General features: G+C 69.1%; 29 protein-coding genes. 15 read left to right on the forward strand and 14 right to left on the reverse strand.

Annotated features, from left to right (window positions below):
* Window positions 1–2: 2 nt before the first annotated feature.
* Complete coding sequence (locus tag NNZ72_RS08595; protein ID WP_257314875.1) at window positions 3–644, reverse strand: LysE family translocator; 642 nt, start codon at window positions 642–644, stop codon at window positions 3–5.
* A gap of 150 nt (window positions 645–794) precedes the next feature.
* Between NNZ72_RS08595 and NNZ72_RS08600 the strand changes: the two genes are divergently transcribed.
* Window positions 795–2018, forward strand: a complete 1224-nt coding sequence (locus NNZ72_RS08600; protein WP_257314876.1) for an argininosuccinate synthase — start codon at window positions 795–797, stop codon at window positions 2016–2018.
* A gap of 43 nt (window positions 2019–2061) precedes the next feature.
* Here the strand turns inward: NNZ72_RS08600 and NNZ72_RS08605 are convergent, their stop codons facing one another.
* Together NNZ72_RS08605 and NNZ72_RS08610 are read right to left on the reverse strand one after the other, a co-directional pair.
* Complete coding sequence (locus NNZ72_RS08605; protein WP_257314877.1) at window positions 2062–3279, reverse strand: multidrug effflux MFS transporter; 1218 nt, start codon at window positions 3277–3279, stop codon at window positions 2062–2064.
* On the reverse strand, window positions 3276–3761 hold the full coding sequence (locus tag NNZ72_RS08610; protein WP_257314878.1) for a MarR family winged helix-turn-helix transcriptional regulator: 486 nt from the start codon (window positions 3759–3761) through the stop codon (window positions 3276–3278). Before NNZ72_RS08610 ends, NNZ72_RS08605 begins: the two co-directional genes overlap by 4 nt.
* A 156-nt stretch (window positions 3762–3917) precedes the next feature.
* Here NNZ72_RS08610 and NNZ72_RS08615 point away from each other — a divergent pair, with 156 nt between their 5' ends.
* Entirely contained in the window at window positions 3918–4559 is a 642-nt protein-coding gene (locus tag NNZ72_RS08615; RefSeq protein ID WP_257314879.1) for a LysE family translocator, read from the forward strand.
* Between the two features lie 123 nt (window positions 4560–4682).
* Complete coding sequence (locus NNZ72_RS08620; RefSeq protein ID WP_257314880.1) at window positions 4683–4823, forward strand: hypothetical protein; 141 nt, start codon at window positions 4683–4685, stop codon at window positions 4821–4823.
* Between the two features lie 69 nt (window positions 4824–4892).
* On the opposite strand, the gene NNZ72_RS08625 is transcribed toward NNZ72_RS08620, so the two are convergent.
* Window positions 4893–5972 carry a DUF475 domain-containing protein gene (locus tag NNZ72_RS08625; RefSeq protein WP_257314881.1) on the reverse strand — a complete coding sequence of 360 codons (1080 nt, stop codon included), beginning with the start codon at window positions 5970–5972 and terminating at the stop codon, window positions 4893–4895.
* 347 nt (window positions 5973–6319) lie between these two features.
* On the opposite strand from NNZ72_RS08625, the gene NNZ72_RS08630 reads away from it, so the two are divergent.
* The 3 genes from NNZ72_RS08630 (at window position 6320) to NNZ72_RS08640 (ending at window position 11244) form a co-directional block, all read left to right on the forward strand.
* Window positions 6320–8407 (forward strand): M3 family metallopeptidase, encoded by a 2088-nt coding sequence (locus NNZ72_RS08630; protein ID WP_257314882.1) that lies wholly within the window; start codon window positions 6320–6322, stop codon window positions 8405–8407.
* A 297-nt stretch (window positions 8408–8704) separates the two neighbouring features.
* The gene (typA, locus tag NNZ72_RS08635) at window positions 8705–10531 is read left to right on the forward strand and encodes a translational GTPase TypA (protein ID WP_257314883.1); all 1827 of its coding nucleotides are present in this window, start codon (window positions 8705–8707) and stop codon (window positions 10529–10531) included.
* A gap of 206 nt (window positions 10532–10737) precedes the next feature.
* Window positions 10738–11244, forward strand: a complete 507-nt coding sequence (locus NNZ72_RS08640; RefSeq protein ID WP_257314884.1) for a GNAT family N-acetyltransferase — start codon at window positions 10738–10740, stop codon at window positions 11242–11244.
* A gap of 6 nt (window positions 11245–11250) precedes the next feature.
* On the opposite strand, the gene NNZ72_RS08645 is transcribed toward NNZ72_RS08640, so the two are convergent.
* A complete protein-coding gene (locus NNZ72_RS08645; RefSeq protein WP_257314885.1) occupies window positions 11251–11862 on the reverse strand; it encodes a hypothetical protein in 612 nt (203 codons plus the stop codon).
* Window positions 11863–12017: 155 nt separating this feature from the next.
* Between NNZ72_RS08645 and ppa the strand changes: the two genes are divergently transcribed.
* Window positions 12018–12551: an inorganic diphosphatase gene (gene ppa / locus NNZ72_RS08650; RefSeq protein WP_257314886.1), complete on the forward strand. Its 534-nt coding sequence runs from the start codon at window positions 12018–12020 to the stop codon at window positions 12549–12551.
* 58 nt (window positions 12552–12609) lie between these two features.
* Here the strand turns inward: ppa and NNZ72_RS08655 are convergent, their stop codons facing one another.
* The 8 genes from NNZ72_RS08655 to hemC all read right to left on the reverse strand — a co-directional run bounded on the left by NNZ72_RS08655 (window position 12610) and on the right by hemC (window position 19146).
* Entirely contained in the window at window positions 12610–12927 is a 318-nt protein-coding gene (locus NNZ72_RS08655; RefSeq protein WP_257314887.1) for a DUF167 domain-containing protein, read from the reverse strand.
* Complete coding sequence (locus NNZ72_RS08660) at window positions 12927–13220, reverse strand: YggT family protein (RefSeq protein WP_257314888.1); 294 nt, start codon at window positions 13218–13220, stop codon at window positions 12927–12929. The genes NNZ72_RS08655 and NNZ72_RS08660 overlap by 1 nt, the downstream gene beginning before the upstream one ends.
* A 106-nt stretch (window positions 13221–13326) precedes the next feature.
* On the reverse strand, window positions 13327–14043 hold the full coding sequence (locus NNZ72_RS08665) for a glutamine amidotransferase (RefSeq protein WP_257314889.1): 717 nt from the start codon (window positions 14041–14043) through the stop codon (window positions 13327–13329).
* 3 nt (window positions 14044–14046) lie between these two features.
* Window positions 14047–14535 (reverse strand): tellurite resistance TerB family protein, encoded by a 489-nt coding sequence (locus tag NNZ72_RS08670; RefSeq protein WP_257314890.1) that lies wholly within the window; start codon window positions 14533–14535, stop codon window positions 14047–14049.
* 8 nt (window positions 14536–14543) lie between these two features.
* Window positions 14544–16148 (reverse strand): heme biosynthesis protein HemY, encoded by a 1605-nt coding sequence (locus NNZ72_RS08675; RefSeq protein ID WP_257314891.1) that lies wholly within the window; start codon window positions 16146–16148, stop codon window positions 14544–14546.
* Between the two features lie 16 nt (window positions 16149–16164).
* Entirely contained in the window at window positions 16165–17409 is a 1245-nt protein-coding gene (locus tag NNZ72_RS08680; RefSeq protein WP_257314892.1) for a COG4223 family protein, read from the reverse strand.
* A gap of 77 nt (window positions 17410–17486) precedes the next feature.
* A complete protein-coding gene (locus NNZ72_RS08685) occupies window positions 17487–18212 on the reverse strand; it encodes a uroporphyrinogen-III synthase (RefSeq protein WP_257314893.1) in 726 nt (241 codons plus the stop codon).
* Window positions 18213–18216: 4 nt separating this feature from the next.
* A complete protein-coding gene (gene hemC, locus NNZ72_RS08690) occupies window positions 18217–19146 on the reverse strand; it encodes a hydroxymethylbilane synthase (RefSeq protein WP_257314894.1) in 930 nt (309 codons plus the stop codon).
* Window positions 19147–19219: 73 nt separating this feature from the next.
* On the opposite strand from hemC, the gene tsaD reads away from it, so the two are divergent.
* From tsaD to NNZ72_RS08715, 5 genes are read left to right on the forward strand one after another with little or no spacing between them, the layout of a single operon-like run.
* On the forward strand, window positions 19220–20314 hold the full coding sequence (gene tsaD / locus NNZ72_RS08695) for a tRNA (adenosine(37)-N6)-threonylcarbamoyltransferase complex transferase subunit TsaD (RefSeq protein ID WP_257314895.1): 1095 nt from the start codon (window positions 19220–19222) through the stop codon (window positions 20312–20314).
* A complete protein-coding gene (locus NNZ72_RS08700; RefSeq protein WP_257314896.1) occupies window positions 20311–21297 on the forward strand; it encodes an NAD(P)H-dependent glycerol-3-phosphate dehydrogenase in 987 nt (328 codons plus the stop codon). The genes tsaD and NNZ72_RS08700 overlap by 4 nt, the downstream gene beginning before the upstream one ends.
* Window positions 21298–21314: 17 nt before the next feature.
* Window positions 21315–21608, forward strand: a complete 294-nt coding sequence (locus NNZ72_RS08705) for a YciI-like protein (protein ID WP_257314975.1) — start codon at window positions 21315–21317, stop codon at window positions 21606–21608.
* A 5-nt stretch (window positions 21609–21613) separates the two neighbouring features.
* Window positions 21614–22051: an EVE domain-containing protein gene (locus tag NNZ72_RS08710; protein WP_257314897.1), complete on the forward strand. Its 438-nt coding sequence runs from the start codon at window positions 21614–21616 to the stop codon at window positions 22049–22051.
* Window positions 21997–22695 carry a class I SAM-dependent methyltransferase gene (locus NNZ72_RS08715; RefSeq protein WP_257314898.1) on the forward strand — a complete coding sequence of 233 codons (699 nt, stop codon included), beginning with the start codon at window positions 21997–21999 and terminating at the stop codon, window positions 22693–22695. The genes NNZ72_RS08710 and NNZ72_RS08715 overlap by 55 nt, the downstream gene beginning before the upstream one ends.
* A gap of 3 nt (window positions 22696–22698) precedes the next feature.
* On the opposite strand, the gene NNZ72_RS08720 is transcribed toward NNZ72_RS08715, so the two are convergent.
* Complete coding sequence (locus tag NNZ72_RS08720) at window positions 22699–23133, reverse strand: hypothetical protein (RefSeq protein WP_257314899.1); 435 nt, start codon at window positions 23131–23133, stop codon at window positions 22699–22701.
* 300 nt (window positions 23134–23433) lie between these two features.
* Here NNZ72_RS08720 and sdhC point away from each other — a divergent pair, with 300 nt between their 5' ends.
* From sdhC to sdhA, 3 genes are read left to right on the forward strand one after another with little or no spacing between them, the layout of a single operon-like run.
* Complete coding sequence (sdhC, locus tag NNZ72_RS08725) at window positions 23434–23826, forward strand: succinate dehydrogenase, cytochrome b556 subunit (RefSeq protein WP_257314900.1); 393 nt, start codon at window positions 23434–23436, stop codon at window positions 23824–23826.
* 10 nt (window positions 23827–23836) lie between these two features.
* The gene (gene sdhD / locus NNZ72_RS08730) at window positions 23837–24217 is read left to right on the forward strand and encodes a succinate dehydrogenase, hydrophobic membrane anchor protein (RefSeq protein WP_257314901.1); all 381 of its coding nucleotides are present in this window, start codon (window positions 23837–23839) and stop codon (window positions 24215–24217) included.
* Window positions 24218–24223: 6 nt separating this feature from the next.
* The gene (gene sdhA, locus NNZ72_RS08735; protein WP_257314902.1) at window positions 24224–26065 is read left to right on the forward strand and encodes a succinate dehydrogenase flavoprotein subunit; all 1842 of its coding nucleotides are present in this window, start codon (window positions 24224–24226) and stop codon (window positions 26063–26065) included.
* Window positions 26066–26087 lie beyond the last annotated feature (22 nt).

A 26087-nucleotide genomic window follows, 5' to 3' on the forward strand; every position in this document is an offset into this window, starting at 1 on the left:
GTTCAGCGCGACTGCGTGAGGAAGATCTTCACCGCGAAGACGGAGAAGACGCCGGCGAAGGTGTAGTCCATGCCGCGCAGCACCCTGCGGTTCGCCTGCAGCCAGGTCGACAGCCGGTCGGCGGCCAGCACGACGACGGCGTTCACCGGCATGCCGATCAGGATGAAGAAGAAGCCGAGGAAGACCAGCTTGCCGGTGACGTCCGGGTCGCCGGCGCTGACGAACTGCGGCAGGAAGGTCATGAAGAAGATGATGACCTTCGGGTTCAGCAGGTTGACCCAGAAGCCCGTCGAGACGTTGGCGAGCACCGTGCCGCGCGGCCCGGTCGCCGCCTTCACGGAGAAGTTGGAGCCGTGGCGGATCGCCTGGACGGCGAGCCAGAGCAAATAGGCCGCACCCCCGGTCTTGAGGATCGTGAACGCCGCCGGCGAGGCGGTGATCAGCGCCGAGATGCCGAAGGCGACGAGCAGCGTGTGCACGACGATGCCGAGGCTGGTGCCGAGCACCACGTAGAGCGCGGCCCCGCGGCCCTGCGACAGCGCCCGGCTGATCGACAGCGTCATGTCCGGACCCGGGGTCGCGGCGAGCAGCAGGCTTGCGGCGGTGAAGGCGAGAAGCGTCGGCAGGCTGGGCAGGAAGTCCATTTCGGCAAGGCTCCGATGGCGCGGTATCCGCCGGAAATACATCCGCCGCCGTTTTTTTGAAAGCGGAATCGAATAGACGCCGGGGCGGCGCTTGTGTCGCGCGGCGTTCTGGCTAAAGTGCGCGCCAATCCAACCAGACGGACAGACATCATGGCATCGCACAAGCAAGTGAAGAAGGTCGTCCTCGCCTATTCCGGCGGGCTCGACACCTCGATCATCCTGAAATGGCTCCAGACCGAACTCGGCGCCGAAGTCGTCACCTTCACCGCCGACCTCGGCCAGGGCGAGGAGCTGGAGCCGGCGCGCAGGAAGGCCGAGATGCTGGGCATCAAGGAGATCTTCGTCGAGGACGTGCGCGAGGAATTCGTGCGCGACTTCGTCTTCCCGATGTTCCGCGCCAATGCCGTCTACGAGGGCGTCTACCTGCTCGGCACCTCGATCGCCCGGCCGCTGATCTCCAAGCACCTGATCGAGATCGCGGCGAAGACCGGCGCCGACGCCATCGCCCACGGCGCCACCGGCAAGGGCAACGACCAGGTCCGCTTCGAGCTTTCCGCCTATGCGCTGAACCCCGACATCAAGATCATCGCGCCGTGGCGCGACTGGGCCTTCAAGAGCCGCACGCAGCTGCTCGAATTCGCCGAGCAGCACCAGATCCCCGTCGCCAAGGACAAGAAGGGCGAGGCCCCCTTCTCCGTCGACGCGAACCTGCTGCACTCCTCCTCCGAGGGCAAGGTGCTGGAGGACCCGGCCGTCGAGGCGCCGGAATACGTGCACATGCGCACGATCTCGCCGGAAAACGCCCCGGACAAGGCGACGACCATCACCATCGGCTTCGAGCGCGGCGACGCCGTCTCGATCAACGGCGTGCGCATGACGCCGGCCACCCTGCTCGCGACCCTCAACAATTACGGCCGCGACAACGGCATCGGCCGCATCGACCTCGTCGAGAACCGTTTCGTCGGCATGAAGTCGCGCGGCGTCTACGAGACGCCCGGCGGCACGATCCTGCTTGTCGCACACCGCGCGATCGAGAGCATCACGCTCGACCGCGGCGCGGCGCATCTCAAGGACGAGCTGATGCCGCGCTATGCGGAGCTGATCTATTACGGCTTCTGGTTCTCGCCGGAGCGCGAGATGCTGCAGGCGGCGATCGACCGCAGCCAGGAGCATGTCGAGGGCACGGTGACGCTGAAGCTCTACAAGGGCAACGTCATGGTCATCGGCCGCGAGAGCGACAAGTCGCTCTATTCCGACAAGCTCGTCACCTTCGAGGACGACCAGGGCGCCTACGACCAGAAGGACGCCGCCGGCTTCATCAAGCTCAACGCGCTGCGCCTGCGCACGCTTGCCGCGCGCAACCGCCGCGGCTGAAAATCCGCAAGGCCCGCCGGCCGGTTCCGGCGGCGGGCCTTTCTCATTCGCCCGGCTGCGGCGCGAGCGCCCCGGCGCGCGGCAGCGTCGTGCGGTACCAGGCGTAGCTTGCGACCGACATCAGGCCCATCAGCGGGATGACCGTGCCGAAGGCGATAAGCGGCACGCCCATCGCCGCGGCGACGACGCCGGCGAGGAAGCCGGACCCCATCTGCACGAAACCCATCATGGCCGAGGCCGAGCCGGCGATCTCCGGGAACGGCTCCATCGCCGCCGTCATCATGTGCGGCATGACGAAGGCGATGCCGAAGGCATAGAGCCCGACCGGACCCATGACGGTGAGGAAGGTCGGCGTGACGAAATGCGAGGCGAGCGCGATGAGCACGCTGCCCGCCGCGATGAAGCCGAGCCCGGGCGCGACGAGGGCGGCGGGCGAGGCCCGCCTGAGGAGCAGCCGGAAGCCCACCGTGCCGGCGAAGAAGAAGCCGGACTGCATCAGCATGCCGACGCCGAACTCGGTCGGCGTCAGCCCGACCCGGTCGATCAGCACGAAGGGCAGGATCGTCGCCTGGCCGTAGAGCGCGCCGACCGCGCCGGCGATGACCAGCGTGGCGGAGACGAAGCGGGCGCTGCCGAGAAGCCGGCCGTAACCTTTCAGGATCGGCCCGATGCGGCCCTTGGCCGGATCCGGCACCGTCGTCTCGGCCATGAACACCAGCACGGTGAAGCAGGCGAGAAGCGCGAAGCCCACCATCAGGAAGAAGATCGACTGCCAGCCGGAGAGGCCGAGCGCGAGGCCGCCGAGCGTCGGCGAGACGGCGGGGCCGACGGCGAGCATCATGCCGACCATGTTCATGATCCGGGCCGACTGCGTGCCGGTGAACTGGTCGCGGACGATGGCGCGCGACACCGTCATGCCGACCGAGGCGCCGATGCCCTGCACGAGCCGGCCGGCAAGCAGCCAGCCGACGGAAGGGGCGAAGGCCGCCATCAGGCTGCCGGCGAGATAGACGGCCATGAAGAGGAGCGTCGTCTTCCGCCGGCCGAGCACGTCGGACATGGTGCCGGAGACGAGCTGCGCCAGCGCGAAGCCGGCGAAATAGAGCGAGAGCGTCAGCTTGATCGCCGCGTCCGTCGAGGCGAAGGCTTTCACGAGCTCCGGCATGGCCGGCGTGTAGAGCGCCATGGAGACGGGGCCGAGCGCGACCAGGAAGGCGGCGATGATGCTCGTGCGCCGCTCGCTCATCCGCGGCGCCGTCATCGGCCGGCCTCCTTCGCGAGCGGCAGGGCCTGCTGGTCCTCCTCGATGGCGCGCAGGTTGGCGCGCATGCGCTTCAGGCTCTCGCGCACCAGCTCGCGGTCCTCGGGCGTGATCCCCGCCGTCACCTGCGTCATCAGCTCGACCTGCTCGACGCGCACGTCGCGGATCAGCGCGTCGGCCGCGGGCGTGGTGAAGATCAGCCGGGCGCGGCGGTCGGCGGGATCCGGCCGGCGCTCGATGAAGCCGAGGCTCTGCAGCCGGTCGAGATAGGTCGACAGCGTCATCGGCTCGATGCCCATGCGCTGGGCGATGTCGAGCTGGCGGCTGCCGTCCAGCGCGGCGGCATGGACGAGCGTGCGCGCCTCGCCCGGCGTGATGCCGAGGCCGGCGCCGGCGATGCGGCGCTCGAAGGCGGCGCGCAGCAGGCGCGCGGCGTCGATGAGGACGAAGCCGAGGGCGTCGGGATCGGGTCGCGGCGTCATGGGGTCCTTTCCGGGTTTATGATAAGCTTCCCTTATTATAAGCCGCATCGTGCCGCAAGCGCGGCGGCGCATGGCTGCCCTGCGAAAAGCCGATGCCCCCTTGACGAAAACCTGTGGGCCCGCTTGGAATGCGCGGACGTTTCCGGGGACCTTCGCATGACCGCTTCGATGCTTGCCGGCGCCTTCCTGGCCGCCCTCCTCTATGTGCTGATCCCGGGGCCGGCCTTCCTCGCCCTGCTCGGCATCGGCGCCGGGCAGGGGCGCAGGGCCGGCGCGCTGTTCCTCGGCGGGCATCTCGCCGGCGACCTGCTCTGGGCGACGCTCGCCATCGTCGCCATCATCGGCGCGCGCACGATCGGCACGACGGTCTTCGACGTGCTCGGCCTCGTCTGCGGCGCCTATCTCGCCTGGATCGGCTGGTCGGCGCTGACGGCGAGGAAGCGCAGCGACGGCGGCGCGGTGATGACCGTGGAGCGGCCGCTGCGCCGCGGCCTCGTCTTCGGGCTGACCAATCCCAAGGGCTATCCGGTGGCGCTCGCCACCTTCACCGCACTGCTCGCCGGCTCGGCCAACGCGCTCGACTTCGCCGTCCTGCCGATGCTGCTCGGCGTCTCCTTCCTCGGCTTCCTGATCGCCGACGTCATCCTCGTCACGATCATCGGCGCGGGGCTGGTGCGCCGCTTCTACCGCCGCCATGAGCTCGCGATCGTGCGGCTGTCCGGCCTGCTCTTCGTCGGCTTCGCCGTGCAGGCCGTCTGGCATGCCGCGCCGGGCCTGCTCGGCTGGCGCCGGGCCTGAATCCGAGCAACAGAGACGGCCGGCCTGCGCGCCCTGCATGGCAGGGCTGAGTTTGCCCGCCTTGTCCTTCGCTCCCGAAAGGGGCATGAACGGATCGTTCAAGATGCAAAAGAGAGCAATCCGATGACCACGCTTCGCAATTCCTTCGCGCTCGGCTTCTTCGGCCGGGCCTTCGCCGTGTTGAGCGCAGCGAGCGCTGCCGCCGCGGCTGCCGAAGGCCGCCGCCGTCCCTACGGCCGCGAGGAGCATTTTTCGCGCGGCTGACGCGCAGATCCGTTCCACGGAAAAGGCCCGCCGGTCTCGCGACCGGCGGGCCTTTTCGTTTCGGGTTAATCAGCCGCGCTCGGCGAGTGCCTCCGCCTGCTGTTCGCGGCGGTTGTAGCGGATCGACGACCAGAGCGAGATGCCGATCAGGCCCGCGCCGCCGAGGCCCGTGATGACCTCCGGGATGTGCACCAGCGTCTGGCAGTACATGATCACCGACAGGATCAGGATCGCGTAGAAGGCGCCGTGCTCCAGGTAGCGGTATTCGGCAAGCGTCCCCTTGTCGACCAGCATGATCGTCATCGAGCGCACGTACATGGCGCCGATGCCCAGCCCGATGGCGATGACGAAGAGGTTCTGCGTCAGCGCGAAGGCGCCGATCACGCCGTCGAAGGAGAAGCTCGCGTCGAGCACCTCGAGATAGATGAAGGCGCCGAGGCCGCCCTTGGCCGCCTCCGACATCGCCCTCTGCGAGGCGTCGAGCAGGCCGCCGATCACCTCGACGGCGAGGAAGGTCAGGAGGCCGTAGATCGCCGAATAGACGAAGGTGTCCGCCGCCTCCCCCTCGAGCAGGTTCGAGAAGACGAGGATCAGGATCAGCACGAAGGCGATCTCGATGCCCTTGACCGTCGCCGAGCGCGCCATGTGCTTCTCGATGAAGACGATCCAGTGCACGTCCTTCTCGTGGTTGAAGAAGTAGGTGAGGCCGACCATCATCAGGAAGGTGCCGCCGAAGGCGGCGATCGGCAGGTGCGCCTCGTGCATGATGCGCGCATATTCCGCCGGCTCGCGCGCGGCGAGCAGCAGCGCCTCGAACGGGCCGATGCCGGCCGCGATGACCACGATCAGCAGCGGGAAGACGATGCGCATGCCGAAGACGGCGATGACGATGCCCCAGGTCAGGAAGCGGTGCTGCCAGACCGGCGTCATGTCCTTGAGCTTATTGGCGTTGACGATGGCGTTGTCGAAGGAGAGCGAGATCTCCAAGACCGCGAGCACGGCGCAGATGAAGAAGACGGTCGCCATGCCGGAGAGCGTCCCGGTCGTCTGCCAGCCGAGCCACGCGCCGAGCACGAGGCCGACGCCGGTGAAGATGAACGCCCACTTGAGGTAGGAGAGGGTCGATTTTTCCGCGCCCTTGCCGATCATGACCGCACCTCCGCGAGGCGCCTGGAATCGGAAACGGAAGAACGCATGCCAAGGCGGGCATGCGGATGAGGCATGGTGAGGATTTTCATGTGCTTGAATCCGCCGGCTCGATTGCTGGCGGTACCGACATCACGAGAGCGCCGTAAAACTCTCGCCAGAGGGGCCCGGCACCAAAGTTGCCCGCAGCGACCGATGTCGAAAAGCTGCGGGGTAGGTCTCTTTTCCCCGAACTTGGTTTTCGCGTCAAGAGGCCGCGGCAGCGCAGGAAAGCGCCCCGGCCCCTCGCATTGGCCGCTGCAGTTTCTATATTCGCGGGGCACACCGATTCGTCAAAGGACCCGGACCCCATGACCGCAACGCGCATCGACCCCGCCCTCGTCGACTGGACCGGCCTCAACGGACTGCCGCACTTCGACCGCGTGCGCGACGAGGCCTTCGCGCAGGCCTTCGACGCCGCGCTCGCCGCGCACGAGGCGGAGATCGAGGCGATCGTGCAGAGCGTCACGACGCCGACCTTCGACAACACCGTCACCGCGCTCGAGACGGCGGGCGACACGCTCTCGCGCGTCTCGGCGCTGTTCTGGAGCCGGGCGGGCGCCGACACCAACGACACGATCCAGGCGCTGGAGCGCGAGATCGCGCCGAAGATGTCGCGCCACTATTCGAGGATCGGCACGAACCCGGCGCTCTTCGCCCGCATCGACGCGCTCTGGCAGAACCGCGCCGTCCTCAAGCTCGACCTCGAACAGACCCGCGTGCTGGAACGGCACTGGAAGGGCTTCGTGCGGGCGGGCGCGAAGCTCGCCAAGCCCGAGCAGGAACGGCTTGCCGAGATCAACGAGACGCTCGCCGGCCTCGGCGCCCGGTTCGGCCAGAACGTGCTCGCCGACGAGAAGGCCTGGTCGCTCCTCCTCGACGCCGGCGACGACCTCGACGGGCTGCCCGATTTCCTCAAGGACGCGATGGCGGCGGCGGCAGCCGAGCGCGGTGCCGACGGCCGCTACGCCGTCACGCTGTCGCGCTCGATCATCGAGCCCTTCCTGACCTTCTCCGCCCGCCGCGACCTGCGCGAGCAGGCGTTCAGGGCCTGGGTGGCGCGCGGCGCGAACGGCGGGCAGACCGACAACCGCGAGATCGTCAGGCAGACGCTGGCGCTGCGCGCGGAGAAGGCGAAGCTGCTCGGCTACGCGAATTTCGCCGCCTTCAAGCTCGACGACACGATGGCGAAGACCCCGGAGGCGGTGAACGGCCTGTTGATGCAGGTCTGGGAGAAGGCCGTCGCCCGCGCCCGCGCCGAGGAGGCGGAGCTTGCCGCTCTCGTCGCGGAAGAAGGCGGCAACCATGCCGTCATGCCCTGGGACTGGCGCTACTACGCCGAAAGGCTGCGGGCGAAGAAGTTCAGCTTCTCCGAGGCCGAGCTGAAGCCCTATCTCCAGCTCGAGAACATCATCGCCGCCTGCTTCGACGTCGCCGGACGGCTGTTCGGCATCCGCGCGGTCGAGAAGACGGGCGTGCCGGTCTATCATCCGGACGTGCGCGTCTTCGAGATCCGCGACGCCGACGACAGGCTGGTGGCGATGTTCCTCGGCGACTATTTCGCGCGGTCCTCCAAGCGCTCCGGCGCCTGGATGAGCGCCTACCAGAGCCAGCACCGCCTGCCGCTGCCGAACGGGGCGAAGGGGGAGATCCCGATCGTCTACAACGTCTGCAACTTCGCCAGGCCGGCGCAAGGCCAGCCCGCACTGCTCTCGCTCGACGACGCGCGCACGCTGTTCCACGAGTTCGGCCACGCGCTGCACGGCATGCTGTCCGACGTCACCTATCCTTCCGTCTCCGGCACCGGCGTGGCGCGCGACTTCGTGGAACTGCCCTCGCAGCTCTACGAGCACTGGCTGACCGTGCCGGAGATCCTCACCCGCTACGCCGTGCACTACCGGACGGGCGAGGCCATGCCGCAGGCGCTGCTCGACAAGGTGCTCGCCGCCCGCACCTTCAATGCCGGCTTCGCCACCGTCGAGTTCACCGCCTCCGCGCTGGTCGACATGGCCTTCCACACGAACGGCCCCGTAGGGGACCCGATGGCGGTGCAGGCGGAGGTGCTGGAGCGGATCGGCCTGCCGCAATCCATCGTCATGCGCCACGCCACGCCGCATTTCCAGCACGTCTTTGCCGGCGACGGCTATTCGGCCGGCTACTATTCCTACATGTGGTCTGAGGTGCTCGACGCCGACGCCTTCTCCGCCTTCACCGAGACGGGCGACGCCTTCGATGCGGACACGGCGCGCCGCCTGAAGGCGCACATCTATTCCGTCGGCGGCTCGGTCGACCCGGAGGAGGCCTACAAGGCCTTCCGCGGCAAGCTGCCGAGCCCCGAGGCGATGCTCGCCAAGAAGGGCCTTGTCGTGTTCGAGGAGCTGAGCGGCAGCGACGGCTGAGACGACGATTGCCGATAAAACCATGAGGGTGCGTCGTGCCCCCTTCTCCCCGCCGGGGAGAAGGTCGCGGCAACGGGATGAGGGGGAGGCCGCAGGCGAAATGCGGTGCGTTCCACCCCCTCCGGGCCACCTTCTCCCCGGCGGGGAGAAGGGAAGCGGCAACGTCGCGTTCCTATGCCATAGCTGCGTGGCTGAGGCGCCCCCTTTCGCATTTGCGGAAAAACATGTATGAGCGCGCCATTGACGACGGCGCCCTCCCTTTTTGCGCGCGCCCTTGAACCTCAGAGATAGAACCCAATGTCCATCCGCAACATCGCGATCATCGCGCACGTCGACCATGGCAAGACCACGCTCGTCGACGAACTCCTGAAGCAATCCGGCTCGTTCCGCGAGAACCAGCGCGTCGCCGAACGCGTGATGGATTCCAACGACATCGAGAAGGAGCGCGGCATCACCATCCTAGCCAAGGCCACTTCGGTCGAGTGGAAGGGAACCCGCATCAACATCGTCGACACGCCCGGCCACGCCGACTTCGGCGGCGAGGTGGAGCGCATCCTCTCGATGGTGGACGGCGCCATCGTGCTGGTCGACTCGTCCGAAGGGCCGATGCCGCAGACCAAGTTCGTCGTCGGCAAGGCGCTCAAGGTCGGACTGAAGCCGATCGTCGCCATCAACAAGATCGACCGCCCGGACGGCCGCCACGAGGAGGTGCTGAACGAGGTCTTCGACCTCTTCGCCGCGCTGGACGCCACCGACGAGCAGCTCGACTTCCCGATCCTCTACGGCTCGGGCCGCAACGGCTGGATGAACGTCAACCCGGAAGGCCCGCAGGACGAAGGCATGGCGCCGCTGCTCGACCTCGTTCTGAAGCACGTGCCGGAGCCGAAGGTCGAGGAAGGCCCGTTCCGCATGATCGGCACGATCCTCGAAGCCAACCCCTTCCTCGGCCGCATCATCACCGGCCGCATCCATTCCGGCGTCATCAAGCCGAACCAGGCCGTCAAGGTGCTCGGCCAGGACGGCAAGCTGATCGAGCAGGGCCGCATCTCGAAGATCCTCGCCTTCCGCGGCATCGAGCGCCAGCCGATCGAGGAGGCCCATGCCGGCGACATCGTCGCCATCGCAGGCCTCGCCAGGGGCACCGTCGCCGACACCTTCTGCGACCCGTCCGTCTCAGAGCCGATGAAGGCGCAGCCGATCGACCCGCCGACCGTCACCATGACCTTCCTCGTCAACGACTCACCGCTCGCCGGCACCGAGGGCGACAAGGTGACGAGCCGCGTCATCCGCGACCGCCTGTTCAAGGAAGCCGAAGGCAACGTCGCGCTGAAGATCGAGGAATCGGCCGACAAGGACTCCTTCTTCGTCTCCGGCCGCGGCGAACTGCAGCTCGCCGTCCTGATCGAGACCATGCGCCGCGAGGGCTTCGAGCTCGCCGTGTCGCGTCCGCGCGTCGTCATGCACAAGGACGAGAGCGGCCAGCTGCTCGAGCCGATCGAGGAAGTGGTGATCGACGTTGACGAGGAGCATTCCGGCATCGTCGTGCAGAAGATGTCGGAGCGCAAGGCCGAGATGGTGGAGCTTCGCCCCTCCGGCGGCAACCGCGTGCGCCTCGTCTTCTTCGCCCCGACGCGCGGCCTCATCGGCTACCAGTCGGAGCTGCTCACCGACACGCGCGGCACGGCGATCATGAACCGCCTGTTCCACGACTACCAGCCCTACAAGGGCGAGATCGGCGGGCGCGTCAACGGCGTGCTGCTCTCCAACGAATCCGGCGAGGCCGTCGCCTATGCGCTGTTCAACCTGGAGGACCGCGGCCCGATGATCATCGAGCCGGGCGAGAAGGTCTACGAGGGCATGATCATCGGCATCCACTCGCGCGACAACGACCTCGACGTCAACGTGCTCAAGGGCAAGAAGCTCACCAACATCCGCGCCGCCGGCAAGGACGAGGCGGTGAAGCTCACCCCGCCGATCCGCATGACGCTGGAGCGCGCGCTCTCCTGGATCCAGGACGACGAGCTGGTCGAGGTGACGCCGAAGTCGATCCGCCTGCGCAAGCTCTATCTCGACCCGAACGAGCGCAAGCGATTCGAGAAGAGCCGCGCCGCCGGCGCGGCCTGAGGCGGCACCCGTTCCGGAAAGGGACAATCGCGAACCCCGGCCCCGCGCCGGGGTTTTTCATGTGTACCGTTGTTTTACGGCTTGTGACATTCGTTAAAAAGGCGTTAACTTTTCGCGGTGCTGCGACGAACTTGCCTGTGGGCAAGGGGAGCCTGCCGGGTCGGCGGGATTCCTGCGGCGCCGGTGGGCGAATAGAAGTCTGTGTTATGAAGACACTGTCGATCGATGTGCGGCGCGCCGAGCCGCAGGACGCGAGGGCGATCTCCGAGACCCACCGGATCGCCTGGCTGCAGGCCTATGGCGGCCTCATCCCGCACAAGCCGCTTCTCCAGATGGTCGACCGCCGCGACGAGACCTGGTGGCGCCGGGCGACGCGCGGACCCGCCACGCTGCTCGTGCTCGACGTCGCCGGCACGATCGCGGGCTATGCCACCCTCGGCCTCAACCGCGCCCGGGCGCTGCCGCAGGAAGGCGAGGTCTACGAGATCTATCTCCGGCCCGAATACCAGGGCATCGGCCTCGGCCGGCTGCTGTTCGGCGAGGCGCGGCGGCTCCTGAAGTCGCTCGGCTGCAACGGCCTCATCGTCTGGTGCCTGGAGGACAGCGAGCACGCCGACCGCTTCTTCCGCTCCGCCGGCGGCCTCGACATCGCCGAGGGCATGGAGAATTTCGGCGACAAGGAACTGACGAAGATCGGCTTCATCTGGACCTGACGGGCGTTATTCGACGGCCGCCGGCAGCCACCGCGTCGGTTCGCCGGCGAGCGCGCCGCGCTTGCCGTGCCACTGCGGCTCGTTGAGGCCGCAGGCGAAATCGCCGGCCTCGTCGTCCGCCACCCGCCGCGCCAGAACGTTCGCATCCGGGTTCGCCAGCGCATCGACATAGCCGACGGCGCAGCTCGTCGGATTTTCCGCCGTCGCCACCGTTGCGACGACGAGGACCTGGCCGTAGCGCTGGTCGTCCTCGCCCGTCGTCTCCGGATCGGCGACGAACCAGCGCACGATGGTGGCGAAGGCCTTGCCCGCCCCGTCGAGGCGCCATTCGATGCGGGCGTTGCTGTGGTTGAACGGGCCGAAGCTTTCGAAGGCGTCCTTGAGCCAGGCGTCGCCGATCGGGCCGTAGGCCTGGCTCTGGCGCAGGTCGCTCTCCTTGAAATAGACCGGCAGGTCGCCGAGACCCGCGCATTTCAGCGTCACGCTCGGCCCCTCGCCCGTCTCCTCGACGGTCTCGCAGGCGTCGAGATCGCGCTCGCTGTAGGCGCTCTCGTTCGCCGCGGCGGCAGCCCCGGCGAGAAGGGCGGACGAGAAGAGGAGGAGGGCGGTCGGGCGCATCGGTTTCTCCTGTTGTTTACCGGCAGACGGCGGATCGCCGCGCTCTATTCGCCGGACGGGCGCGATTTCCGGCTTCGGCGAAAGTCATGTTGCACCGCGGCGGGATTCGCATTAGGAAGCCGCGACCCGAAAACCCGCATCCCGAGGGAGCCTCCATGCGCATCGATGCTATTTCCATCGGCAAGAACCCGCCGGACGACATCAACGTCATCGTCGAGGTCCCGGTCGGCGGCCATCCGATCAAGTACGAGATGGACAAGGAGGCCGGCGCCCTCGTCGTCGACCGTTTCCTCTACACGCCGATGACCTATCCCGGCAACTACGGCTTCGTGCCGCACACGCTGTCGGAAGACGGCGACCCGATCGACGTGCTGATTGCCAACACCCGCCCGCTCGTCCCCGGCTGCGTCATCAACGTGCGGCCGATCGGCGTAATGGTGATGGAGGACGACGGCGGCAAGGACGAGAAGATCCTCGCCGTGCCGGCGCAGAAGCTGACCCGTCGCTACGACAAGGTCGAGAACTACACCGACCTGCCGGAGATCACGCTGAAGCAGATCGAGCACTTCTTCGAGCACTACAAGGACCTGGAGCCCGGCAAGTGGGTGAAGATCGCCGGCTGGCAGGACGTGAACGTCGCCAAGACGCTGATCGTCGAGGCGATCGAGCGCTACAAGGCGCAGAAGTAGGCTTTTTTTCTACGCAATTCCGGACGCAAAACCGCTTCGCACTTTTGCTGGAATTGCTTTAACCCGCAAAGGCCGCTTCCAGCCTCGCAAGGATATCCTCCGGGTCGCCGTCGATCCGGAGGATTTTCTTTCTCTGGGTGTCGCCGGACAGGAGCGAGACGGCCGACTTCGCGACACCCGCCCGCTTGGCGACCAGCGCGACGAGCGCCTTGTTCGCCCTGCCCTTCTCCGGAACCGCGCTGACGCGCGCCTTGAGATAGCTTTCGCCGTCGGCGCCGGTCTCCAGGCCGTCGAAGGCGTCGCGCCCGCCGTTGGGCGTCAGCCGCACGGTCAGGCGCACGTGGTCGCCGTGGCGCGTGGCGGCGCCGGCCGCCATCAGCCGAGCAGCGCGGGGGCGAGCACAGTGCGCACGATCTGCTCCAGGAAGAACAGGATCACCAGGACCACGAGCGGCGACAGGTCGACGCCGCCGAAATTCGGCAGCACGCGGCGGATCGGCCGGTAGATCGGCTCGGTGAGCTGGTAGAGCGAGCGGCCGATGGTGGCGATCACCTGGTTGTTCGTGTTGATGACGTTGAAGGCGTAGAGCCAGGAGAAGATCGCCGAGGCGATCACCAGGAACCACGCGATGCTGATGATGAACAACAGGGTGTTGATGACCGCGATCATTGTCGTCTCCGTTTCCGTGCGTGCTGACATGTAGCCATTGCGGCCGCCGCCAGCAAGGGCAGGCCCCCGGCGTGCGTCAACATGTTTAACGGGGAAGGCCCGGGAATCAGGCCTCGTGGAAGATGCGGCCGAGGAAGGAGAAGAGCCAGGCGCGCAGCGCCGCGTCGTGGACGAGGCGGCCGTCGAGATGGTCGCGTCCGACCTGCGCACCCGGCAGCACGAAGCGGTGCGCGCCGCGCACCACCCAGCGGTGCATCATCGCCAGCGTCAGCTCGCCGTGGAACTGGATGCCCCAGGCGTTGGCGCCGTAGCGGAAGGCCTGGTTCTCGTAGTGGTGGCCGGTGGCGAGCAGGGTCGCGCCCGACGGCAGGTCGAAGCCCTCGCGGTGGAACTGGTAGACCATGCCGGGCCAGGGCATGAGCTGGCTGCCGGCCGGCGTCGGGTTCAGCGGATACCAGCCGATCTCGGCCCAGCCCTCGGCGTGGCCCGCGACCGTGCCGCCGAGCTGCTTCACCAGCATCTGCGCGCCGAGGCAGATGCCGAGGAACGGCCGGTTCTCGGCAAGCGGCACCGCCAGCCAGTCGATCTCGGCGCAGACGAAGGGTTCCGGGTCGTTGGCGCTCATCGGCCCGCCGAAGACGACGGCGCCGGCATGGTCCGAAAGCGTCGCCGGCAGCGGGTCGCCGAGCACCGGGCGGCGGATGTCGAGCGGATGGCCCATGGCCTGCAGCATCTGCCCGACCCGGCCGGGGCTCGACGTCTCCTGGTGCAGGACGACGAGGATGGGGCGCTTGCGGCGGAATTTCTGCGGCACGTCGAGCATGGCTCAGCCTTCGTCCGGTTCTCCCTGCGCCTCGGCGGCGCCGGCCCGCCCGGCCGCCTCCTGCCGCTTCATGATGCGCTCGCGCCCGGAGACCCCGAGCAGGTCGGCGATGCGCCAGATCGCGTGGTCCTCCATCTCGCTGCGCTCGCCGTCGGCATAGACGATCTCCCAGAGCAGCCCGATCAGCGCGATGCGCTGCTCCTCGGAGAGCTGGCGCTTCAATTCGGAGGTGAAGCGGAAGAAGTCGATCGCCTCGCTCTCGGCGTCGGCGCCCGCGGCGACCAGCGCGTCGAGCTCGGCCTCCTCGAGGCCGTAGAGCGCCTTGAAGCGGCTGCGCAGCGTCGCCTTCTCGACGTCGAGCACCTTTCCGTCGGCCTCCATGACCTGGATGCAGAGCGCCATGACGGCGACCCGCGGATCGTCGGCGGCGAAGGCGGGCCTGGCGTCGCCGCTGGTGAGGCTCGCGAGGAACTGCTGCAGGCGTTCGAACATGGAGGCCCTCAGAACAGGCGGAACGTGCCGGAGGCGGCGCGTTTCGCCGGCTCCCCCTTGACGCCCGGATCGTCGGGCAGGCCGAAGAAGGGCCGCGCCTCTTCCTCATCCTCCTCCGCGGTCTCCGGAACCCTGGCGGGCACGGGCTTCTCCTTCAGCGCCGCCACGGCCTCCTCCCTGGCCGGAACGTCAACGGCCTCCGGCCCGGCCACGGCCGGCTCGTCCCTGCGGGCTTCCGCCGGCTTCGTCTCGATGGCGAGCGGCGGCAGCGTGCGGATCGCCTCGTCGACGCTGTTGACCGAGCCCTCCTCCAGCGGCCCCGCGATCGGGCTCACCGGCGTCTTCCACTCGAAGGCGTCGAGGCGGCCGGTGACGGGCGAGACCACGCGCCATTCGGCCGACGTGATGCCGTCCGCCGTCCAGGCCGGATCGCGCGGCGCCTTCAGCGCCTGGTTCATCCAGTGGCGGATGCGGCCCTGGTCGCCGGTCTCGGCATCCTCGATGTCGGCGAGCAGCAGGAAGGCGCTTTCGCGCGGGGAAAGCCGCGCGGAGGCCTCCGCCTTGGCGCGGGCGCGGTCGAAGTCGCGCATCTCCAGCGCGGCCTCGGCGACGACGTAGAGCGCCTCGGCATTGTTCGGCCGCATCGCCTCCAGCTTCTCCGCCCGCTTCATCCGGTCGGCCGCCGAATCGCCGCTGCGGGCGCGCACGTAGAGTTTTGCGACGTCGGGATGGGCCGTCGCCTTCCAGAGCCTCTCCAGCAGATGCGCCGCCTTGCGCACGTTGTCCTCGCGCAGCCACGCCTTCGCGGCGATGAGGCCGGCCGGCACGAAATCCTCGACGAGCTTCAGCGCCTGCGCGGCATCGTCGCGCGCGCCCTTCGGATCGGCATCGAATTTCTCGGCCGCGCGGGCGGTGAGCAGCACCGCCTTGCGGCGGGCATGGGCCTTCTTCTCCTCCGGCGAGCCGGCGGGGCGGTCGCCGAGCAGCTTCAGCGCCTCGTCCCAGTCGCCGGCCTGCGAACGGTATTCGAGCGTGGCCTCGGCCGCCCAGGGCAGGCCGGGCGCCGTCTCGGCGGCGCGCTCGGCATATTGGCGCGCCGCCTCGCCGGCGCCGAGCCGGCGGGCCTCCAGATAGAGGCCGCGCAGGCCGAGCTCGCGGGTCTCCGGATCGTCGACCATGCGCTCGAAGGTCTGCCGCGCCTCGTCGTAGCGGCCCTCGATCATCGCCGCCTGGGCCTCGAGCAGATGGATCAGCGGCTCCTGGTCGGCGCGCAGCAGGCCCTTGGTGCGGGCATGCATTTTGCGCGCGGTCGCCGCGTCCCCGGCACCGGCGGCGATCAGCCCGGTCGAGAGCGCCTGGTAGCCGCGGTCGCGCTTGCGGGCGCGGAAATAGCGCTGCACCGTGTGCGGCGAGGTCAGCACCACGCGGACGATCCACCAGGCAAGCATGATCGCCGCGACGAGCGAGACGACGAGGGTCGCGGCGACCATCAGGCTCATGTCGGCGCGCTGGCCCTGCCAGACGACCGACAGTTCGCCGGGCCGGTCGGCGAGCCAGGCGAAGCCGCCGGCGAGTGCCAGGACGAAGAGCGCGAATACCAGAAGACGAATCATGAAGCCCCTCTTTCCCTCAACCCTGGTTGCCGCCGGCAAGCGCGCCGGAGACGACGCCGCCGATCAACTCCTCGACCGCCACGCGCTGGTCGAGCGCGCGCTTGTAGTCCGCCGCCGCCGCCTGGCCCTTCTCCGGCAGGGTCTGCCATTCGATCTGCGCGCCCTTGAAGTCGCCGTTCTGCAGCTTGGTTTCGATGCGCGCGACGATCGCCTCCGGCGTGTCGCCCTCGACGCTGCCGACGGGGCGCACCCGGATTGCCGAGGCCGCGCTCGCCATCAGGCGGTTGAGGATGCCCTGCTCGCCCTCGGGCTGGTGCACGGCGTCGAGGATCCGGTCGGCGGTCCCGTTGAAATCGTGCACGAGATCGGAGCGCGATGCGACGCCGACGGCGGCATGCTCGCGCAGGCCGGCGATCGCCGGATCGTCGGGGGCGACGGAGGCGAGCGCCTCCAGCTCGGCGAGATAGGGGCCGCCGCGGTCGATCGCCGTCTTCAGCGCGCTCGCGGCCACGGCGCGCGCCATCTCGATGTCGCCGCGCGGCTCCTCCAGCTTCTCCTCGGCGGCGGCGATGCGGCCGGAAAGCTGGCTCTCGGTCGCGCTCACCGCCTCCGTCGTGCGGGCGATCGCCTCGCGCAGCGCCGCAAGGTCGGTGGAAAGCCGGCCCACCTCGCCTTCGAGCCGCGTGACGGATTCCGGATCGGCCGCGGCCGCCTCGGCGGGCTTTGCCTCCTCCAGCGCGGCGAGGCGCGCTTCGAGCGGCTGCAGGTCGACGGCGGGCGGGGTGGAGACCTCGGAGACGCGCGTCTTCAGCGCCGCCACCTCGTTGGAAAGCGTCGCGACCGCGCCGCCGTCGCCGCGCTCGGGCGCGAGCGAGGGAAGATAGCCGCCATATTGCAGGCTGCCGGCGCCGAGAAGCGCGATCAGGCCGCCGAGGATGCCGGCGGCGAGCGCACCGGTATTGCCCCTCTGCGGCGGCACGACGGGCTCGGCGCGCGCCGGCTCCGCCTCGCGGGCGACGGGCTCGGGCTCGTCGTTCGTCCCGGCAGCGGGCTCCGCGTCGGCGCCAGCGGCGACGGTCTCCTCATCTGCCGGCGCCTCCGGCGCGACGTCGGCCTCCGCCTTGTCTTCCACGGCCAGGCCTTCCGGGACCGCGTCTTCCGGAGACGCGTCCTCCGGGGCGTTCCCGCGGACCGCTTCGAGGTCGATCGTCACCGGCTCCTCGCCGGACGGCTTGCGACGGGACGGGGTTTCCGGGTCCATGGCGGTCTCCTCGCGATCATGTGCATTGCACACAAGGTAGACAGGGAAGCCGGTCAGGGAAAGACCCTTGCGGCAATTTACTCCGGCGCGGCCGGGACTTGCAGCAGCGCAAGCAGGCTTTCCTCGTCCGGCGACGCGGCGACCGCCACCCCCGCGGCGAAACGGGCGGGCACGGCGGCGGCGACGTTGCGGCTCATGCAGAGCATGCGGGCCGCGGGAAAACGCTCCGGCACCAGCGCGAAGAAGCGGGCGGCGGTCTCGCGCGAATAGAGGATGACCGCATCGGGCGGCGGGGAAAGAAGCGCCCGCCCGATCTCCGCCGCCGCCGGCACAAGCGGCTCCATGCGGTAGCATTCGACGGTGCGAAACGGCACGCCCGCCTCCCTCAACCGGCTTTCGAAGCCCGGCGCACGCGGATCGCCGGCGAGATAGAGGAGCGGCCCGGCGGAGAAATCCGGCTTTTCGCGGAGGATGAGGCCGGCGAGGTCGCGTCCGTCGCCGCCGGCCGTCGCGACGCGGCCGAAGCCCGCCGCCCGCACCGCATCGGCCGAGGCATGGCCGACCGCGTAGACGGGGATGTCCGCGCGCTGCCGCGCGCCCGGCGGCGCATCGCCGAGCAGGCCGGCCGCCTCGGCGCTGGTGACGGCGATGGCCGAGAACGGTTCGCAGAGCGCCGCCGCGGCGGCCGCGCGGTCGTGGACGGCGCGCGACAGCGGCAGGAGCACCGGTTCGTGCCCGAGCGCTGCGAGCTTCGCGGCGGTCCTCGCCGCGGCCTGCTGCGGTCGGGTGACGAGGACGCGCATCGCGTCAGGCCCAGCTCTCGAAGAAGCCCGGCCCCGCCTTCTCGCGGATCGCGCGACCGGCCGCCTCGCCGAGCGCCGCGGCCTCCGCGGCGCGGCCCGTCGTCTCGATCTCGTGACACTGGCTGCCGTCGGGCGTCAGGATCATGCCGCGGAAGCTGAGCTCGCCGCCCGCCACGGTCGCATGGCCGGCGATCGGCGTGCGGCAGGAGCCGTCGAGGGCGGCGAGGAAGCCGCGCTCGCAGGCGACCGCCGCGCGCGTCGCCGCGTCGTCGATGGCGGCAAGCAGGTCGCCGGTGCGGGCGTCGCCGATCCGGCTCTCGATGCAGATCGCGCCCTGCGCCGGCGCCGGCGGGAAGACGGCCGGATCGAGGATCTCCGTCGGCACGTCGAGCTTGCCGAGCCGCTTCAGCCCGGCATAGGCGAGCAGCGTCGCGTCCGCCTCGCCGGAGGCGAGCTTGGCGAGCCGCGTGTCGACCTGGCCGCGGAAGACGATGACGTTGAGGTCGGGCCGCAGCCTGCGGATCAGCGCCTGCCGGCGCAGCGAGGCCGAGCCGACCGTCGCGCCCTCCGGCAGGTCGAGGAGGCGGGGCACGGCGCGGCCGATGAAGGCGTCGCGCACGTCCTCGCGCGGCAGGAAGGCGGACAGATGCAGGCCGTCCGGCAGCCTCGTCGGCATGTCCTTCGACGAATGGACGGCGAAGTCGAGATCGCCGGAGGAAAGCTGCGCCTCGATCTCCTCGGTGAACAGGCCCTTGCCGCCGATCAGGGCCAGCGAACGGTCGGTGATGCGGTCCCCCTTGGTCGAGAGCACGACGACCTCGAACATCTCCTCCGGCAGGCCGTGGGCCGCCATCAGCCGCGCCCGGGTCTCGTGCGCCTGGGCGAGCGCCAGCGGGCTGCCGCGCGTGCCGATCCTGAAAGGTTTTGTTTGCATCCGCCTTGATCCGTTGTTACCGGGAGGTGTCGTAACCGGCTTTACCGCCGTCCGCAATCAACCCGCGTGCTTCATGTCGTCCCATCTCACCATCCTCGGCATCGAAACGAGCTGCGACGAGACGGCCGCCGCCGTCGTCGCGCGCGATGCCGCAGGCCGGGGCGAGATCCTCGGCGAGGTCGTGCTGAGCCAGCTCGACGAGCACAGCGCCTATGGCGGCGTCGTCCCGGAGATCGCCGCGCGCGCCCATGTCGAGGCGCTGGACAGCCTGATCGCCGAGGCGCTGGCGCGGGCCGGCCGCACGCTGGAATCCGTCGACGCCATTGCCGCGACCAGCGGGCCGGGCCTGATCGGCGGGCTGATCGTCGGGCTGATGACCGGCAAGGCGATCGCGCGCGCCACCGGCAAGCCGCTCTACGCCGTCAACCATCTCGAAGGCCATGCGCTCACCGCCCGGCTGACCGACGGGCTCTCCTTTCCCTACCTGATGCTGCTCGTCTCCGGCGGCCATACCCAGCTGGTGCTGATCAAGGGCGTCGACGACTACGAGCGCTGGGGCACCACCATCGACGACGCGCTGGGCGAGGCCTTCGACAAGACGGCGAAGCTGCTCGGCCTCTCCTATCCCGGCGGCCCGGCGGTGGAGCGCATGGCGAAGAATGGCGATCCCAAGCGTTTCGCCTTCCCGCGCCCGCTCGTCGGCGAGGCGCGGCTCGACTTCTCCTTCTCCGGCCTGAAGACGGCGGTGCGGCAGGCGGCCGAGTCGATCGCGCCCGTCACCGAGCAGGACGTCGCCGACATCTGCGCCTCCTTCCAGCGCGCCGTCTCGCGCACGCTGAAGGACCGCATCGGCCGCGGGCTCGACCGGTTCCGGTCGCTCCATCCCGGGATCGCGACCCCGGCGCTGGTCGTCGCCGGCGGCGTGGCGGCCAATGCGGAGCTGCGCGCGACGCTGCAGGCGCTCTGCGACGCGCACCGCTTCCGCTTCGTCGCGCCGCCCCTCAACCTGTGCACGGACAATGCGGCGATGATCGCCTGGGCGGGGCTGGAGCGGATGGCCGCCGGCCTGCCAGCGGACGACCTTGCCGTCGCGCCGCGCTCGCGCTGGCCGCTCGACCGGCAGGCAGCGACCCTTCTCGGCTCGGGCAAACGGGGAGCGAAGGCATGAACGGCAGGAAAGCGAAGATCGCCGTCGTCGGCGCCGGCGCGTTCGGAACGGCGCTGGCGAACGTCGCGGCGGCCGGCGGCGGCGACGTCACCCTCATCGGCCGCAACGGCGACGCGATGGCCGAGATGCAGCGCACGCGGCGAAACGAGAAGGCGCTGCCCGGCATCCCGCTCGCCCCGACGCTCGCCTGCACGGCGGACGTGGAGGCCGTGCGCGACGCCGGCATCGTGCTCTTCGTCATGCCCTCGCAGGCGCAGCGGGAATCGGCCCGCTTCCTCGCCGAGAGGCTTGCGCCCGACGCGGCCGTGATCGTCTGCGCCAAGGGCATGGAGAAGACGACCGGCCGGCTCCTGACCGACGTGGTGGAGGAGGAGCTGCCCGGCCACGAGATCGCCGTGCTCTCCGGTCCCGGCTTCGCCGCCGACATCGCCCGCGGGCTGCCGACGGCGATGGTGCTGGCGGCGCGTACGGCGGGAATCGCCGCACGGCTCGCCCAGGCGCTCTCCGGCCCGACCTTCCGCCTCTATCCCTCCACCGACCGCATCGGCGTGCAGCTCGGCGGCGCGCTCAAGAACGTGCTCGCCATCGCCTGCGGCATCGTCGAGGGGGCGGGGCTCGGCGATTCGGCCCGCGCGGCGCTGATCTCGCGCGGGCTCGCCGAGCTCGGCCGCTTCGTCGCCGCCCATGGCGGGGACGCCGCCACCGTCGCCGGCCTCTCCGGCCTCGGCGACCTCGTGCTCACCGCCACCAGCCACCAGTCGCGCAACCTGCGCTTCGGCATCACGCTCGGCCGCGACGGCACCGCGAACGGATCGGGCGACCTCGTGGAAGGCGCCTTCGCCGCCTCGGTCGCCGCGCGCGTGGCGGCGGAGAAGGGCATCGACATGCCGATCACCGACGCGGTCGCCCGCATCATCGACGGCACGCTCGACGTGAAGACCGCGATCGGCTGGCTTATGACGCGCCCGATCACCCAGGAATGACAGAAAGGGACCGCACGATGTACTTCGCCTTCCTCTGCGCCGACAAGCCGGGCGCGCTGCAGATCCGCCTCGACACGAGGCCCGAGCACCTCGCCTATCTGGACGCGCTCAATGCGGAAGGCCGGCTCGGCTTCGCCGGCCCCTTCCTCGGCGACGACGGCAAGCCGAACGGCAGCCTCGTCGTGGTGAAGGCCGAGACGATCGAGGAGGCGCGCGCGATCGCCGGAAACGACCCCTATGCCAGGGCCGGCCTCTTCGCCGACGTCCAGGTGAAGCCCTGGAACTGGGTCTTCAACAAGCCGGAGGCGTGAGACCCATGGCCTACTGGCTCTACAAGTCCGAACCCTTCAAGTTCTCCTGGGAGATGCTGAAAGCGCGGGGCGAGGCCGGCGAACAATGGGACGGCGTGCGCAACTACCAGGCGCGCAACAACATGCGGGCGATGAAGCTCGGCGACCTGGGTTTCTTCTACCACTCCAACGAGGGGCTGGAGATCGTCGGCATCACCGAGGTCTGCGCGCTCGCGCACCCCGACACCACGGCCGGCGAGGACCCGCGCTGGGACTGCGTCGACATCCGCGCGGTGCGCGACATGCCGAGGCCGGTCTCGCTGAAGGACGTCAAGGCCAATCCGAAGCTCTCCAACATGTCGCTCGTCACCTCGATGCGGCTCTCCGTGCAGCCGGTGACGGAGGCGGAATGGCTGGAGGTCTGCCGCATGGGCGGCCTCGACGACCCGCCGAAGAGCCCGTGAAGACGGATCCCGAGGCCTTCATCCGCGCCAATACCGGCGTCGTCGCCCCGCCGCACGTGCCGGAGATCCGCCTGCGGCTCGCCACCGAGGCGCATGAGCTCTGGCTGAAGACCGAGGAGGAGCTGGAGGAGATCGGCCTGCCGCCACCCTTCTGGGCCTTCGCCTGGGCCGGCGGCCAGGGGCTCGCCCGCCACGTCCTCGACCATCCGGAGCTCGTTTCCGGGAAATCCGTGCTCGACGTCGCCAGCGGCTCCGGCCTCGTCGGCATCGCCGCGCGCATGGCCGGCGCCGCGACCGTGCTTTGCGCCGACATCGACCCCTGGAGCGGAACGGCGATCCGCCTCAATGCCGCGCTGAACGGCGTCGCGCTCGACCACACGGCGGAGGACCTCGTCGGCCGCGACGGGGGCTGGGACGTGGTGCTGGCGGGCGACGTCTTCTACGACCGCGCCTTCGCCGATGCGCTCGTGCCGTGGTTCTCCGCGCTCGCCGCGCGGGGTGCGGCGGTGCTCGTCGGCGATCCCGGCCGGGCCTATTGCCCGCGCGATCGCATGGCGGCGCTCGCCACCTACAGCGTGCCCGTCACGCGCGCGCTGGAGGACAGCGAGGTCAAGCGCACGACCGTCTGGCGCTTCGTCTCCTGACGCTCAGGGACGGACCACGCAGACGCCGGCCTCCCAGGAGCAGCCGTTGCTGCCCGGCACCACCTCGATGACCTTCGCCCGCTGCCTGCGGCGGTCGAACACGCCGTCGACCCGGCCGGACACGTCGCCGTTGTCGAAATAGAAATAGACGCCGTTGCCCGGATCGCGCCAGGCCGTGACGGCCCCGCCGTAGAAGTTGCCGCCCTTGTGCCAGTGGTGCCGGCGGTGGCGCTCCGCGTGCCGGCGATCGCCGCGGCGGTCGCGCCGCCAGTCGCGGTCGTCGTGGCGGTGCCGCTTCCAGGCGGGAACGTGAATGCCGCGGAACTCGGTGACGCCGCGTTCGCCTCCGCCCGCCGCCGCGGGAGCGATGGAACCGAGACAAAGGGCGGCGACGAGCGCTAGAACTTTGGTCGCATGGGTCGGTGAAAACAGAGTCATTCTGTCCTGCCCTCCGGATGACGCTTAACAAATCCTTAACGTCAATCTGGCGCAGGGAGCCCTGAAAGTCACGGATTCCGCCCGGATTTCTGCGTTTATCGTTAACCCGTGCGGAGCCGTCCGCGGACCGTCGGCCCTCCCGAAAGGGCTAATCGATTAAATTCGTTTTGCACTGCAATGAGGCTTGTGGTTCCGCTTTCCGGTGATTAAACGTCGCAATCACTGCATTGTGCACAACATACTGCAATTCCGGAGAAAATTCGTCCAGTTTTTGGCTCTCCGGAGTTCCGTGAGGTTCAGATGGCGAATGTCACTCGAAGCCGGCCGCTCTCGCCGCATCTCCAAGTCTACAAGCCGATCCCGACGATGGTGATGTCCATCGTGCACCGCATCACCGGGGCCGCGCTCTATTTCGGCACCGTCCTCGTCGCCTGGTGGCTGATCGCCGCCGCCTCGGGTGCCGCCTATTACGACTGGGTGAGCTGGTTCTTCGGCACGCTCGTCGGCCGCCTGATCCTGTTCGGCTATACCTGGGCGCTGATGCACCACATGCTCGGGGGCCTGCGCCACTTCATGTGGGACATGGGCCACGGCTACGAGAAGCATTTTTCCACCAGACTTGCCGTCATCACCCCGGTCGTCTCCGTCGCCCTGACGGTCGCGATCTGGATCGTCGGCACGCTTGCCCGCTGAGGAGACCCCGATGGACATGCGCACTCCCCTCGGCAAGGTACGCGGCCTCGGCTCGGCGAAGGACGGCACGGAGCATTTCTGGCGCCAGCGGCTGACGGCCGTCTCCAACGTGCCGCTGCTCCTCTTCTTCGTCGGCTTCCTCGTCTGTCACAGCGGCAGCTCGCATGCGCAGGTGACGGCGGCGCTCTCGAACCCGATCGTCGCCGTCCTCATGGGCCTCGTCGTCATCTCCGGCCTCTACCACATGAAGCTCGGCATGCAGGTGATCATCGAGGACTACGTGCATGCGGAAGGCGTGAAGATCGCGCTCCTCATGCTCAACACCTTCTTCGCGATCCTGGTGGGCGGCCTCTGTCTCTTCGCCGTCCTCAAAATCGCCTTCGCAGGATAACCCATCATGGCAGCGATCTCCCCTCCGGCGGCCAACGGCAAGGCCTATCAGTACGTGGACCACTCCTTCGACGTGATCGTCGTCGGCGCCGGCGGCGCGGGGCTGCGCGCCACGCTCGGCATGGCCGAGCAGGGCCTCAAGACGGCCTGCATCACCAAGGTCTTCCCGACCCGCTCGCACACCGTCGCCGCCCAGGGCGGCATCGCCGCCTCGCTGCAGAACATGACGCCGGACTGCTGGCAGTGGCACCTCTACGACACCGTCAAGGGCTCCGACTGGCTCGGCGACGTCGACGCCATGCAGTACCTCGCCATGGAGGCGCCGAAGGCCGTCTACGAGCTGGAGCACTACGGCGTGCCCTTCTCGCGCAACGAGGAGGGCAAGATCTACCAGCGTCCCTTCGGCGGCCACATGCAGAACTACGGCGAAGGGCCGCCGGTGCAGCGCACCTGTGCGGCCGCCGACCGCACCGGCCACGCCATCCTGCACACGCTCTACGGCCAGTCGCTGAGGAACAACGCCGAGTTCTTCATCGAATATTTCGCGCTCGACCTGATCATGTCGGCCGACGGCCGCTGCACCGGCGTCGTCGCCTGGAACCTCGACGACGGCACGATCCACCGCTTCGCCGCCAAGATGGTGGTGCTGGCGACCGGCGGCTACGGCCGCGCCTATTTCTCCGCCACCTCCGCGCATACGTGCACCGGCGACGGCGGCGGCATGATCGCGCGCGCCGGCCTGCCGCTCCAGGACATGGAGTTCGTGCAGTTCCACCCGACCGGCATCTACGGCGCCGGCTGCCTCATCACCGAGGGCGCGCGCGGCGAGGGCGGCTATCTCGTCAATTCCGAGGGCGAGCGCTTCATGGAGCGCTATGCGCCGTCGGCCAAGGACCTTGCCTCCCGCGACGTCGTCTCGCGCTGCATGACGCTGGAGATTCGCGAGGGCCGCGGCGTCGGCAGGAACAAGGACCACATCTACCTGCATCTCGACCATCTCGATCCGGCCGTGCTGCACGAGCGCCTGCCCGGCATCTCCGAGAGCGCCAAGATCTTCGCCGGCGTCGACGTCACGCGCGAGCCGATCCCTGTCCTGCCGACGGTGCACTACAACATGGGCGGCATCCCGACCAACTACTGGGGCGAGGTGCTGAACGCGAACGGCGAGAACCCGGAGCGCCTCGCGCCCGGCCTGATGGCCGTCGGCGAGGCGGGCTGCGCCTCGGTGCACGGCGCCAACCGCCTCGGCTCCAACTCGCTGATCGACCTCGTCGTCTTCGGCCGCGCCGCGGCGATCCGCGCCGGCCAGGTGATCGACCGCAACGAGGCGGTCCCCGCGCTCGACCTTGCGTCCTGCGAAAAGATCATGGATCGCTTCGACAGGCTCCGCCACGCGAACGGCGGCACGCCGACGGCGGTGCTGCGCGACAAGATGCAGCGCACCATGCAGGAGGACGCCGCCGTGTTCCGCACCCAGGAATCGCTCGAAAGCGGCTGCCGCCGCATGACGGCGATCTGGAAGGAGCTGCCGGACATCAAGGTCACCGACCGCTCGATGATCTGGAACTCCGACCTCGTCGAGACGCTGGAGCTGGAGAACCTGATGGCGAACGCCATCACCACGGTCTACGGCGCCGAGGCGCGCAAGGAGAGCCGCGGCTCGCATGCCCGCGAGGACTACGCGACCGGCCCGCTCGGCGGCCGCGACGACGTCAACTGGCGCAAGCACACGCTCGCTTGGGTGAACGAGGCGGGCGACGTGACGCTCGACTACCGCCCGGTCCACACCGACCTCATCGCCGACGGGATCGATCCCAAGAAGATCGAGCCCAAGGCAAGGGTTTACTGATATGAAACTTGAGTGGCGCAAC

This window comes from Shinella pollutisoli (assembly GCF_024609765.1).
Lineage (GTDB): Bacteria > Pseudomonadota > Alphaproteobacteria > Rhizobiales > Rhizobiaceae > Shinella > Shinella pollutisoli.